The organism is Tenacibaculum sediminilitoris (assembly GCF_964513795.1).
Classification (GTDB): Bacteria; Bacteroidota; Bacteroidia; order Flavobacteriales; family Flavobacteriaceae; genus Polaribacter; species Polaribacter sediminilitoris.
In genome coordinates, this window is sequence record NZ_CAZEQR010000051.1 from 111,128 (window position 1) to 124,145 (window position 13,018).

Annotated in this window: 10 protein-coding genes; all 10 read left to right on the forward strand. The window is 31.8% G+C overall.

Annotated elements, in window-relative coordinates; translation table 11 throughout:
* The first annotated feature begins 287 nt into the window (after window positions 1-287).
* The 10 genes from ACKTSW_RS14165 (at window position 288) to ACKTSW_RS14210 (ending at window position 13,016) form a co-directional block, all read left to right on the forward strand.
* A complete protein-coding gene (locus ACKTSW_RS14165) occupies window positions 288-1,445 on the forward strand; it encodes a homogentisate 1,2-dioxygenase (protein WP_408025903.1) in 1,158 nt (385 codons plus the stop codon).
* 20 nt (window positions 1,446-1,465) lie between these two features.
* Window positions 1,466-2,626: a 4-hydroxyphenylpyruvate dioxygenase gene (gene hppD / locus ACKTSW_RS14170; protein ID WP_408025904.1), complete on the forward strand. Its 1,161-nt coding sequence runs from the start codon at window positions 1,466-1,468 to the stop codon at window positions 2,624-2,626.
* 188 nt (window positions 2,627-2,814) lie between these two features.
* Window positions 2,815-3,732, forward strand: a complete 918-nt coding sequence (locus ACKTSW_RS14175) for a tryptophan 2,3-dioxygenase family protein (protein WP_408025905.1) — start codon at window positions 2,815-2,817, stop codon at window positions 3,730-3,732.
* A 102-nt stretch (window positions 3,733-3,834) separates the two neighbouring features.
* Window positions 3,835-4,608, forward strand: coding sequence for a DUF3108 domain-containing protein (locus ACKTSW_RS14180; RefSeq protein WP_408025906.1), 774 nt, complete (start codon window positions 3,835-3,837; stop codon window positions 4,606-4,608).
* A gap of 95 nt (window positions 4,609-4,703) precedes the next feature.
* Entirely contained in the window at window positions 4,704-5,984 is a 1,281-nt protein-coding gene (locus ACKTSW_RS14185) for a peptidoglycan DD-metalloendopeptidase family protein (protein WP_408025907.1), read from the forward strand.
* Window positions 5,985-5,986: 2 nt separating this feature from the next.
* On the forward strand, window positions 5,987-7,558 hold the full coding sequence (gene pgi, locus ACKTSW_RS14190; RefSeq protein WP_408025908.1) for a glucose-6-phosphate isomerase: 1,572 nt from the start codon (window positions 5,987-5,989) through the stop codon (window positions 7,556-7,558).
* A 214-nt stretch (window positions 7,559-7,772) separates the two neighbouring features.
* Window positions 7,773-10,610: a TonB-dependent receptor gene (locus tag ACKTSW_RS14195; protein WP_408025909.1), complete on the forward strand. Its 2,838-nt coding sequence runs from the start codon at window positions 7,773-7,775 to the stop codon at window positions 10,608-10,610.
* A gap of 101 nt (window positions 10,611-10,711) precedes the next feature.
* Complete coding sequence (locus ACKTSW_RS14200) at window positions 10,712-11,134, forward strand: hypothetical protein (protein ID WP_408025927.1); 423 nt, start codon at window positions 10,712-10,714, stop codon at window positions 11,132-11,134.
* 128 nt (window positions 11,135-11,262) lie between these two features.
* On the forward strand, window positions 11,263-11,991 hold the full coding sequence (locus tag ACKTSW_RS14205) for a lysophospholipid acyltransferase family protein (protein ID WP_408025910.1): 729 nt from the start codon (window positions 11,263-11,265) through the stop codon (window positions 11,989-11,991).
* Between the two features lie 44 nt (window positions 11,992-12,035).
* Window positions 12,036-13,016, forward strand: coding sequence for an acyl-ACP desaturase (locus ACKTSW_RS14210; protein WP_408025911.1), 981 nt, complete (start codon window positions 12,036-12,038; stop codon window positions 13,014-13,016).
* Window positions 13,017-13,018 lie beyond the last annotated feature (2 nt).

Sequence of the window (13,018 nt, forward strand, 5' to 3'; positions counted from 1 at the left end):
TTAGATTAATTTTAAATAAAAAAAACTAAAAATTTGAAATTTAATGAGATATCAACATCTTTTTTATTTTGGTATATTTGTAAAACACAACTAAAATCTATTAAAATGCATTGGAAAGATCTTTTAGCGCATTTAAAATTCATGATAAAACGGAATCCGGAGTAGCTATTATTGATTGATTTTGAGATTTAGTCACTATTTATAAATAAGTAGAAATATTTGACTAAATAGAGAAAGAGAGTTAATTGCATAATTAACACATTGTTGAACTATCAAATTAATTAAAGATGCCTTTTTATCATAAATTAGGAAAAATTCCACACAAGCGACATATTCAGTTTCGTAAAGAAGACGGAAGTTTATATTACGAACAATTATTTGGTACGATTGGTTTTGACGGAATGTCTACCAACAGTTACCATGAATATAGACCAACAATGGTCAAAGAAATTCGTAAACAATACTCGATAGCGCCTAAGGTGGCAAAAGAAAACAATATTAAATCGTATCGTTTTAGAGGATTTCAAGTAGCACCAGAAAATGATTATTTACAAAGTAGAAAAGTAGTACTTACCAATTCCGATTGTAATATTATTTTAGCAGCTCCAAAAGAATCAACCAAAGAATATTTTTACAAGAATACTGATGCAGATGAGGTAATTTTTATCCATAAAGGAACAGGAAAATTACGTACCATGCTTGGTAATTTAGATTTCAAGTATGGTGATTATTTAGTAATCCCTCGTGGAATTATATACAAATTAGATTTCGATACGGAAGATAACAGGTTGTTTATTGTAGAATCGTATCGTCCAGTGTATACTCCAAAAAGATACCGAAACTGGTTTGGTCAATTATTAGAACATTCACCATTTTGTGAGCGTGATATTCGAAGACCTGAAGAGTTAGAAACTCATAACGAAAAAGGAGATTTCATTATCAATGTAAAAAAACAAGACGAAATTATTGAAATGGTCTACGCAACACATCCATTTGATGTTGTTGGTTATGATGGGTATAACTATCCGTATGCTTTTTCAATTCACGATTTCGAGCCAATAACAGGGCGTATTCATCAGCCACCACCAGTACATCAAACATTTGAAACAGATGCATTTGTAATCTGTAGTTTTGTACCTCGTTTATACGACTATCATCCAGAAGCTATTCCAGCACCATACAATCATAGTAATATAGATTCTGATGAGGTGTTGTATTATGTTGATGGAGATTTCATGAGCAGAAATGATATTGCTCCTGGGCATATATCATTGCACCCAGCGGGAATTCCTCATGGACCACATCCGGGGGCAGCGGAAAGAAGTATTGGAGAAACAGTAACCGAAGAATTAGCGGTAATGGTAGATACTTTTAAACCATTAAAAGTAACTGAAGAGGCTATGAAAATAGCAGATGAAGATTATTACAAATCTTGGTTAGAATAACAACATAAACAAACAACATCATGAGTAAAGAGATAAAATCAGTAAACTACGGTTTAGAAAAAATATTTGAAGGAGCACAAGACTTCTTACCACTTTTAGGAACAGATTATGTAGAGTTTTATGTAGGTAATGCAAAACAAGCAGCTCACTTTTATAAAACAGCTTTTGGTTTCCAATCACATGCATATAAAGGTTTAGAAACAGGTTCTACAGAAGAAGTGAGTTATGTGTTAAAGCAAGATAAAATCAAATTAGTTTTAACAACACCATTAAATAGTAAATCTCCAATTAATGATCATATTGTAAAACATGGTGATGGAGTTAAAGTGGTAGCGCTTTGGGTAGAAGATGCAAGAAAAGCATATGAAGAAACAACTTCAAGAGGAGCGAAGTCATATATGGAACCAACTGTTGAAACAGATGAGCACGGAGAGGTTGTAAGAGCAGGGATTTACACATACGGAGAAACAGTTCATGTGTTTGTAGAGCGTAAAAATTACAATGGAACATTTTTACCAGGTTTCCAAAAATGGGAATCAGATTATAACCCACCAACAGCAGGATTAAAATATATCGATCACATGGTTGGTAATGTTGGTTGGAATCAGATGGATGTTTGGGTAAAATGGTATGAAGATGTAATGGGGTTTGAGAACTTCTTGTCATTCGATGATAAACAAATTCATACAGAATATTCCGCTTTAATGAGTAAGGTAATGTCTAACGGAAACGGAAGAATTAAATTTCCAATTAATGAGCCAGCTGAAGGAAAAAAACGTTCTCAAATTGAAGAATATTTAGATTTTTATGAAGGAGCAGGAGTACAACATATTGCTGTAGCTACTGATGATATTATAAAAACAGTAAGTCAATTAAGATCTCAAGGAGTAGAGTTTTTATCAACTCCACCAGAAGAATATTACAAAGCAGTTCCAGGAAGATTAGAAGAATTTAGCCACGAGTTAAGAGAAGATATTGAAAAGCTAAAATCTTTAGGAATTATGATTGATGCTGATGAAGAAGGATATTTATTACAAATCTTTACAAAACCAGTAGAAGATCGTCCTACATTATTCTTTGAAATCATTCAACGTATGGGAGCTCGTGGATTTGGAGCAGGAAACTTTAAAGCCTTGTTCGAGTCAATTGAAAGAGAACAAGAATTAAGAGGAACTCTGTAAAAACTTATTTTATAAGATAAAGCAACTAAAACACCAAGATTCAAGACAGTATAATTGTCTTGTTTCTTGGTTTCTTTATTATTTATATAATGGATCAAAATAGGTATTTGAATATAAAATCTCCTTTCTCATAAATCTTACTTTATGTTAAGAGTAAGAATTTAGAGTAATTATAAAAGAACAAACAAATGAGCAAAGAAGAAATATTAAAAGCAATAGAAGAAAAATATGATAAATTAGGAGTTCCTGTTGAAGCAATGCTAGAAGGGCTACTTTGGAGCGAACCTATAACCTATTGGGATTATATACAAACAGATGCGCTTTTAGGATTACAAATTCCAAGAACAACCCTGCCAGATGAAATGGTGTTTATCATGTATCATCAAGTAAATGAATTACTGTTTAAAATGATATTATGGGAAATAGAGCAAGTAGCAAAAGCAATAGAAATTTCAGCTGAAAAATTCTCAAAACACTTAATGCGTATTAGTCGTTATTTCGATATGCTATGCAGTTCGTTTACAGTAATGGGAGATGGAATGGATGTAGACCAATATTTAAAATTTAGAAATACACTTACCCCTGCAAGTGGTTTTCAGAGCGCACAATATCGTAAGATAGAATTTGCATCAACAGACCTTATTAATTTGATAGATGCACGTTATCGAGATACAATTGATAGAAATTCATCATTTAAAAATGCCTACGATCATTTATACTGGCAAGCAGCAGGGAAAAATTATACCACAGGTCAAAAAACAACTTTATTAAATTTGTTTGAAAAAAAATATATGGGTGATTTTATAGATTTTATGGAAGATTATAATGATTGTAATCTTTCTAGAAAATTTAAACAATTACCAAAAGAAGTTCAAGAAGAAGAAGAGCTAATTAAAGCAATGCGTCATTATGATTATACAGTAAATGTAAAATGGGTAATGGCTCACTATAATGCTGCTGGGAAATATCTTGGAGGTAGTGATGGAGATTTGGAAGCAACAGGAGGAAGTAACTGGCGTAAATATTTGCATCCAAAGTATCAGAGAAGAATCTTCTTCCCATATTTATGGAGTGAAGAAGAATTAAAAACCTGGGGAACTTTTTAACTACAATAACAATAAGGTAAAAGCTGTTTAATGTTCTGTTAAACAGCTTTTTTTAATTTTTGGAATGGTAATTGTCTATGAATTTTCATAAGTTTGAATATTATGAGAAAAATATTGTTTTTTATATTTTTAGTAATCTCGCAAAGCTTTTTTGCTCAATGTTGTAAAACAGCTTACAAAAGTGGTGAATGGCTACGATTTGATATGAGTTATAGCGGCTTTTTAAAAGCAGGAACAGCCGTTTTAGAGCTTAAAGAAAAAAAGCTAGATGATAAAAAAGTGTTGCATGCTATAGGAAAAGGTAAAACAACGGGGGTAATCAGTTGGTTTTTTAAAGTTGAAGACAAGTACGAAAGTTATTTTGGAATTGATAGAGTAGAACCCTATCTTTTCAAAAGAAAAATTAATGAAGGTGGGTATAAAAAAAACCGTCATATTACTTTTAATCATCAGAAGAATACCGCATATGTTCAAGATTTTAGAAAAAATAAAGACACTTTAATTTCAGTAAGGTCGCCACAGGATATGATCTCTACCTTTTATTTTTTAAGGAGTCAAGATACTAAAACCCTAAAAAAAGGAGATGAAATTAAACTTAATATATTCTTCGATAATAAAAGTTATCCATTTAAATTACGATTTTTAGGATATGAAATCTTAAAAACAAAATTTGGAAAAGTAAAAACGCAAAAATTTAGACCTTTAGTTCAAGCAGGTAGAGTTTTTAAAGCTAAAGAAAGTGTTACCATATGGATTTCAGCGGATGATAATAAAATACCAATAAAAATGAAGGCCTCATTAGCAGTAGGTTCATTGCGTGCAGAGTTAAATGCCTATAAGGGATTGGCAAATCCTTTTGAGATAATAGTTGATTAGAATACATATTAGCTGTTTAAGAATTGTTAAAGTGCAAGAAAAAACACTATTTATTTGTACTTTTGTGGATAAATTCAAATTTAAAGCAGCTTTTTTTGAAAAAAATCATTCTTCCATTCATACTATTATGTCTTTTCTTTTCTTGTAAAAAAGAAAAAAAAGTAATTATACAAGAGCCTGTTAAAATAGAAAAACCAAAGCCAGTTATAGCTTATGGTTTTAATTTAGATGATTATACAGTCATTAACGATACAATTAAAAATGGAGAAAGTTTTGGGGTTATTATGGATAGATATCATGTAATGTATCCCAAAATTAATGAAATAGCTACAAAAATTAAAGACACTTTTGATGTTAGAAGGGTTAGAACAGGTAGAGCATATACAATATTAGCATCTAAAGATTCGTTGGAGCAAGCAAAGGTTTTTATATATAAACACAATAAAGTTGAGGCAACCGTTATTGACTTCCAAGATTCACTAATTTCTGCATACACACACAGAAAAAAGATAAAAACTGTAGAAAAAGAAATAGCAGGTGAAATTCATTCTAATTTATCCATAACAATGGATAGCTTACAACTAAAACCAATATTAACGAATACAGTTGCAGATATTTATGCTTGGACGTTAGATTTTTACCGCTTACAAAAAGGAGACACATTTAAGTTGATTTTTGAAGAAAAATTTATTAACGATACTACCTTTGTTGGATATGGAAAGGTTAAAGCTGCTATTTTTAACCACAATGGAGAAAACTTGTATGCTTATAGATTTGTTGCCGATTCGATAAAAAAAATTCCTGAATATTACGATCAAGATGGAAATATGCTACGAAGAGCATTTTTAAAATCACCAATTAAATTTCAGTACAGAATTTCTTCACGATATAATTTAAGAAGAAGAATTAAGTTATATGGTAATAGAATAAGAGCTCATAAAGGTACTGATTTCGCTGCTAGATATGGAACAGAAATTATGTCAACAGCTAGCGGTACTGTTGTAAAATCTGCTAGAAGAGGAGGAAATGGAAACTACGTAAAAATAAAACACAATAGTACCTATACAACACAGTATTTACATATGAAGAGGCGTAACGTAAGAGTGGGAGATTATGTAAAACAAGGAGATGTAATTGGTTGGGTAGGTATGACAGGTAATACAAGTGGTCCACATGTTTGCTATCGTTTTTGGAAAAATGGGCGACAAGTAGATCCGTTCCGTGAAAAACTGCCTTCAGCAGAACCTTTAGACCCTAAAATTAAACCAACATATTTAGAGTATATTAGGCCATTAAAAAAACAGTTAGATAGTATTAAGCTACCACAACCGGAACCACTTTCATTTAAAGAAAAAGAAACCTTAGCTACACATTAATTATGCCTTTACTAAATAAAAAACCAACTGAAACTATTGCTTGGGAGAAGTTAACAAAACACTTTAACGAAGTAAAAGATTACAAGTTAAAAGAGTTGTTTAGAAAAGACAAAAATAGAGAAGAAAAGTTTTCTGTCTCAATAGATGGACTATCTTTAGATTACTCTAAAAATAGAATAACAGAAGAAACAATAGAGTTATTAATTTCTCTAGCAGAAGAAGTAGAGTTAAAAGATGCTATTAAAAAATATTTTTCAGGAGACAAAATTAATGTTACAGAGAATAGAGCAGTATTACATACAGCTCTAAGAAGCAGCTCTGATACTCCTGTTTTAGTTGATGGAAAAGATGTAAAACCCCAAATTAAAACCGCTTTACGAAAGATGAAAGCTTTTAGTAACAAGGTTATTTCAGGAAAGTGGAAAGGGTATACAGGAAAATCAATTACAGATATTGTCAATATTGGTGTTGGTGGATCAGATTTAGGTCCTAAAATGGTTGTAGAGTCATTACAGTTTTACAAAAATAAACTGAATACTCACTTTGTTTCAAATATTGATGGAGATCATGTTTTTGAAGTTTTAAAAAGAGTAAATCCTGAGACGACACTTTTTGTTATAGTTTCTAAAAGTTTTACAACTCATGAAACAATAAATAATGCTAATACAATTAGAGATTGGTTTTTAAAGTCAGCTACTGTTTTTGATGTGTCTAAGCATTTTGTAGCTGTTTCGTGTAACACAAAAGCAGTCGATAATTTTGGTATCGATAAGAAAAATGTATTTCCCCTGTGGGATTGGGTTGGTGGCCGTTTTTCTCTTTGGTCAACCGTAGGTTTATCGATTTCTTTGTCGTTAGGTTTTAATAATTTTGAAAAGTTGTTAAGGGGAGCAGAAGAAATAGACAAGCACTTTAGAACTGTTGATTTTAATGAAAACATACCAGTTGTATTAGCTCTTATGAGTATTTGGTATAATAATTTTTTTGGTTCAGAAACTGAAATGGTGTTACCTTACAGTGAATATTTAGAAAAACTTCCAATTTATCTACAACAAGCCGTAATGGAAAGTAATGGTAAAGACGTTGATAGAAATGGAAATAGAGTGGATTATCAAACAGGAACCATTGTATGGGGAGGGACAGGAGTAAACTCACAACATGCTTTTATGCAATTATTACATCATGGAACTAAGTTAATACCGGTTGATTTTATAGGTTTTAAAGAACCATTACATAACTTAGAAGGTCATCATGAAAAATTGCTTGCAAATTATTTTGCACAACAAGATGCATTAGCTTTTGGTAGAACAAAAGAGGAAGCACATTTAGATTTAAAAACAAATGGCCAGTTAAACCAAATAAATACACTTTTACCTTACAAAGTATTTAGAGGTAACCATCCTAGTAATTCAATAGTTTTTAAAAAACTAACCCCTTATTCTTTAGGAATGCTTTTAGCTATATATGAGCATAAAATTTTTGTACAAGGAGTTTTATGGAACATATTTTCATATGATCAATTCGGTGTAGAGTTAGGAAAAGAATTAGCTCAAAAAAAACTTACCAACACTTAAAAACCAAGCTTTCTTATTTTTCTGCATTTTTTTAACTTATAAGTAAGGTTTGTTAATAATACTGTTTAAATTAAGTTATTGATATTCAGTGATTTTTGATTTTTTATGTATTGTAGAGTCTTAATTTCTTGTTAAAACTTAACATTAAGTTAATATTAGCAATAGGTAAAAGCGGGATATTTGTAGCTGCATTTAATAACAATTAGATTAAGAAATGAAAACATTTAAAAATGTATTATTAGTAGCTCTGTTCTTTGTAACGGCTACAGTTTTAGGTCAAACAAAAATTACTGGTACAGTAGTTGACGAAATGGGGGAACCATTACCAGGAGCTAACGTTGTAGTAAAAGGCACTACAAACGGTTCAGCAACTGATTTTGATGGGAAATTTATACTAAACGCTAGTTCTAACTCAGGAGTAGTAGTAGTATCGTTTGTTGGATATACCAACAAAACTGTTTCTTTTTCAGGAGCGTCTGATTTAGGAACAATCGCTTTAGAGCCTTCTAATGTATTAGGAGAGGTTATTGTTACTGGAGTTATAGATATAGCTAAAGATAGAGAAACACCTGTAGCTGTTTCTACTATTAAAGCTTCCGAAATTCAGGAGAAACTAGGATCTAAAGAATTTCCAGAAATTTTAAACACAACTCCTTCTGTATATGCTACTAAACAAGGAGGTGGTTTCGGAGATTCGAGAATCAATATTCGTGGTTTTGATCAAAGAAATACAGCTGTTATGATTAACGGTATGCCTGTTAATGACATGGAAAATGGATGGGTGTACTGGTCTAACTGGGCTGGTTTATCAGATGTAACTTCTGCAATGCAAGTACAAAGAGGTTTAGGTTCTTCTAAGTTAGCAATATCTTCAGTTGGCGGTACTATTAATGTTTTAACTAGTTCTGCTGATAAAAAAGAAGGAGGTAGAGTTTATGCTAGTGTAGGTAATGATAATTATTTAAAAACCACTGTTTCTTACAACACAGGATTATTAGAAAATGGTATGTCAGTTTCAGCTTTATTTGGTAGAACAAATGGAGATGGTTACGTTGATGGTACTGAATTTGAAGGGTACAGTTATTATTTAGCATTTGGGTATAGACCGAATGATAATAATAACTTACAGTTAACCATTACTGGAGCTCCACAAAGACACAACCAAAGAGGTTTTGCACCAAGTATAGCTAATTATATTAAATACGGTAACGGAGTAGAACCAAACAGAAGATACAATTCAGATTGGGGATACAGAAGCGGAAAAGAAGATACTTTTAGTGGGAATTTCTACCATAAACCAGTAGCATCATTAAACTGGGACTGGAATATTAATGATAGCTCTAAGTTATCTACAGTTTTATATGCTTCTTTAGGTCGTGGAGGATCAGTAGGTTCTTTAGGACGTATAAACGGAGGGCAATCTTATTCAGATAATTTTAAAGATGAAAATGGATTGATTCGTTTTGATGATATTGTAGCTTGGAACTCTGGACAATCAGTTCCTGATTTTGGAGCAGATAGAGAAGGATATACTGGAGGAGAAGGAGGTCCTGCTTCTATTCAAGGTCAATTTATTAATGGAAATAACAGTAACACACCTCACAGAAGTTTAATACCAGGGTACGATAGAAACTGGAGGTATAGTGCTGAGAATGGAATTACACAAAGATCTTCAATGAACTCACACAACTGGTTTGGAGTTATTTCTAACTTTAATACAGAATTAAACGAGAATTTAACGCTTGACTTTGGAGTTGATTTAAGAACCTATAAAGGAATTCACTATAGAAGATTAGTAGATCTAATGGGTGCAGATGCATACATTGATAATGATGATATTAATAATTTAGGTAACGTAGTAACTGAAACTTATGAGCCTTCTATTTCTAACATTTTAAATGTATTTTCTAACGTAGACGATGAAGTAAAAGTAGATTATTACAATGACGGTAAAGTAAACTGGATGGGTGGATTTACTCAGTTGGAGTATAAAAATGATGATATTTCTGCATTTATTCAAGGAGCTGTTTCTCGTCAAAGTTTCAAAAGAATTGATTACTTTAACTATTTAGATTCTGATCCAGAACAAGAGTCTGATTGGCAAAATTTATGGGGAGGAAACGTAAAAGGTGGTCTTAACTGGAATATTAACGAAGAGCACAATATCTTTGGTAATGCTGGTTTCTATTCTAAACAACCTTTATTTGATGCGGTATTCCCTAATTATAATGATAATAACGTTAACGAAGGATTAACTAATGAGAAAATCTTAGGATTAGAAATTGGTTATGGTTTCCGTCATGAGAATTACAGCGTGAATTTAAACTTATATAGAACTTCTTGGAAAGATAGATTCTTAAGAGCGTCTGCTACCTTTAATAGAAGTCAACCAGATGAAGTAAGAGGTACAGCTAACTTAGAAGGTGTAGAACAAATTCACCAAGGTGTTGAGTTAGATGCAACTGCAAAATTTGGTAACTTAACAGTAAGTTTAATGGGGTCTGTAGCTAATTATGAATATGGAGCAGACGTAACAGCAACCTATTTTGACGAAGCAAATAATCCTGTTTTAGTTAATGGTCAAGAACAAATACAAACTTTATACTTAGATGGTAAAAAAGTTGGTGATGCACCTCAAACTACTTTCAGATTAGGATTTGATTATAAGGTTACTGAAGGGTTAAGGTTTGATATTAGTAGTTTTTATGTAGGAAGCTTGTATGGTGGTGGAATTGATCCAGAATCTTTTGGAGCTAGTTCTACTGATTCTGCATCAGATATATTAGAAGCTAAAAATAGAAAAACTATTGAATTACCAGGTTATGCATTAATAGATACTGGTTTATCATATAAATATAGCTTTAAAAATGATAGTTCAATCGGGTTAAGGTTAAATGTTAGTAACTTAACAGACGAATTATATATGTCAGAATCTGATACGAATATCGAAGCTAAACCTGGAGATGATACCTATAGAGGAGTTAACACAAGTAACAGAGTATACTTTGGATTAGGTAGAACTTGGAATATAGGTATAAACTACACATTCTAGTTACCCAATCTATATAAAACTTAAAACCACCTCTTAGAGGTGGTTTTTTTATGCAGAAAATTCAGTATTTTTACATTCAATAAAAAAAGCAGAAAATTATGATGAAAACTTTGCACTCTTACTGGGCATACGTTGTATTAGCAGTTTTAATAGTTACGGTGGTAAATGCTATTATAGGATTAGTACAAAAAAAAGAATTTACCCATAAAGAGTTCCGTTTAGGACTATTCACGTTAATAACAACACATATTCAACTATTAATAGGTTTAGGTTGGTACTTTATGTCTCCTTGGTACAAAACTTTAAAAGCAAATGGAAGTGAAGTTATGGGAGAGCCTATGACACGTTTGTTAGCAATAGAACACCCTATAATGATGATTATAGCTATCGTATTAATCACCATAGGTTGGTCTAAACATAAAAAACAAATAAAAAGTGAAGCCAAGTTCAAAACCTTTGCTATTTTCTACGGACTAGCATTAGTGTTAATCCTCGCAAGAATTCCTTGGAGCAATTGGTTTTAAGACAAAATTATAGTCCCGCTTCCGCGGGATTTTCTATTTTTGTACACTAGTTAAGTTTTAATAATGAAATCAGTATGATTTAATTTATTGAATAAAATAACCAAGCAAGTAATAAAATAACTAATAGAATGAAGTTTTTAAGTTATATACTCTCATCAATCTTTGGATTGGTGTTTTTCTCTTTACTGTTAATTTTCCATCCATTACAATGGTTAGGGCTAAAACTTTTTGGTCAAGAAGGGCATCAAAAAGTAGTAAACATCATGAATTGGTTTCTTATAAAATCACTTTTAATACTAGGAATTCGTGTTCAATTTGAGAACAAACAAGAGTTACCAGAAAATACTACACTAATTTTTGTAGCAAATCATCAAAGTACATTTGATATTCCGCCAATTATTTGGTATCTTAGAAGACACTACCCAAAATTTGTATCAAAGAAAGAATTAGGAAAAGGAATTCCTAGTATATCTTTTAACCTAAAACACGGAGGTGCCGCCCTAATCGATAGAAAAGACGCTAAACAAGCATTATCTGAATTAGGAAGATTTGCCAAAAGTATTAATAAAAATAAATGGTCTGCAGCAATTTTTCCTGAAGGAACGAGAAGTAGAACCGGAAAACCTAAACCGTTCTCTGTAAACGGGCTTAAAATGATTGTTAAGTACAATCCGGAAGCCTTTGTAGTCCCTATTTCAATTAACAACTCATGGAAAGTATTTAAATACGGAAAATTCCCATTGGGAATAGGAAGTCCAATAAAAATAATAACTCACGAGCCAATAAAGGTAAATAGCTTACCGTTTGATGAGTTAATTTCTAAGACAGAAGCAGCTGTAAAGTCAGCTATCTATTAGCATAAAAAACAAACAACAACAAATATAAACCCTTAATCTAAATTATGTCAATACAAAATATTAGAAAGGAAGTAATGCAAACGCTGGAAAAAAATATAGACAGTTTTGTAGACAAATTCTTAATGCCAATCGAGAAAATTTGGCAACCAACCGATTTTTTACCCAATTCACAAAAAGATTCCTTTATTGATGAAGTAAAAGAAATTCAAGAACTATCAAAAGAGCTTGATGATGATTTCTGGGTGGTATTAGTAGGTGATACAATCACTGAAGAAGCACTACCAACCTATGAATCTTGGTTATTAGACTTAGATGGAGTAACGCAACAACCAGATAACGGTTGGGCAAAATGGTTACGTGCTTGGACTGCTGAAGAAAACCGTCATGGAGATGTATTAAATAAATACTTATATCTTTCAGGAAGAGTAAATATGCGTGAAGTTGAAGTATCTACTCAACATTTAATAGCTGATGGTTTTGATATAGGTACAGCTACTGATCCATATAAGAACTTTGTGTACACAAGTTTTCAGGAATTAGCAACGTACATTTCTCATCATAACGTAGCAAAAATTGCAAAAAAACAAGGGCATAAGGCTTTGGCTAAAATGTCTCGTATTATTGCAGGAGACGAAATGCGTCACCACTTGGCTTATACCGAATTTGTAAAAGAAATTTTCAAAATAGACCCAAGTGAGATGATGTTGGCGTTTCAACACATGATGAAACATAAAATAGTAATGCCTGCAATGCATTTAAGAGAATCCTTTGGAGAAAAAGGAAGCTTATTTGATGATTTCTCAATAGTGGCACAAAGAATAGGAGTATATACTGGATTTGATTATGTAGATATTTTAAAGAAATTAAATGAAGCTTGGGAAATAGATAAGATTACGAACTTAACACCTGAAGCAGAAAAAGCACGTGATTTCTTAATGAAATTACCAGACAGAATGTATCGAATCACTGAACGTATGGTAGTACCTGATACCCAGTTCAACTTTAAATGGATGATTCCTGCATAAAA

Excerpts from the sequence above, each read along its gene's own strand:
- ACKTSW_RS14165 (WP_408025903.1), top strand. The coding sequence starts at position 288 with ATGCCTTTTTATCATAAATTAGGAAAAATTCCACACAAGCGACATATT.
- hppD (WP_408025904.1), top strand. The coding sequence starts at position 1,466 with ATGAGTAAAGAGATAAAATCAGTAAACTACGGTTTAGAAAAAATATTT.
- ACKTSW_RS14175 (WP_408025905.1), top strand. The coding sequence starts at position 2,815 with ATGAGCAAAGAAGAAATATTAAAAGCAATAGAAGAAAAATATGATAAA.
- ACKTSW_RS14180 (WP_408025906.1), top strand. The coding sequence starts at position 3,835 with ATGAGAAAAATATTGTTTTTTATATTTTTAGTAATCTCGCAAAGCTTT.
- pgi (WP_408025908.1), top strand. The coding sequence starts at position 5,987 with ATGCCTTTACTAAATAAAAAACCAACTGAAACTATTGCTTGGGAGAAG.
- ACKTSW_RS14195 (WP_408025909.1), top strand. The coding sequence starts at position 7,773 with ATGAAAACATTTAAAAATGTATTATTAGTAGCTCTGTTCTTTGTAACG.
- ACKTSW_RS14200 (WP_408025927.1), top strand. The coding sequence starts at position 10,712 with ATGAAAACTTTGCACTCTTACTGGGCATACGTTGTATTAGCAGTTTTA.
- ACKTSW_RS14205 (WP_408025910.1), top strand. The coding sequence starts at position 11,263 with ATGAAGTTTTTAAGTTATATACTCTCATCAATCTTTGGATTGGTGTTT.
- ACKTSW_RS14210 (WP_408025911.1), top strand. The coding sequence starts at position 12,036 with ATGTCAATACAAAATATTAGAAAGGAAGTAATGCAAACGCTGGAAAAA.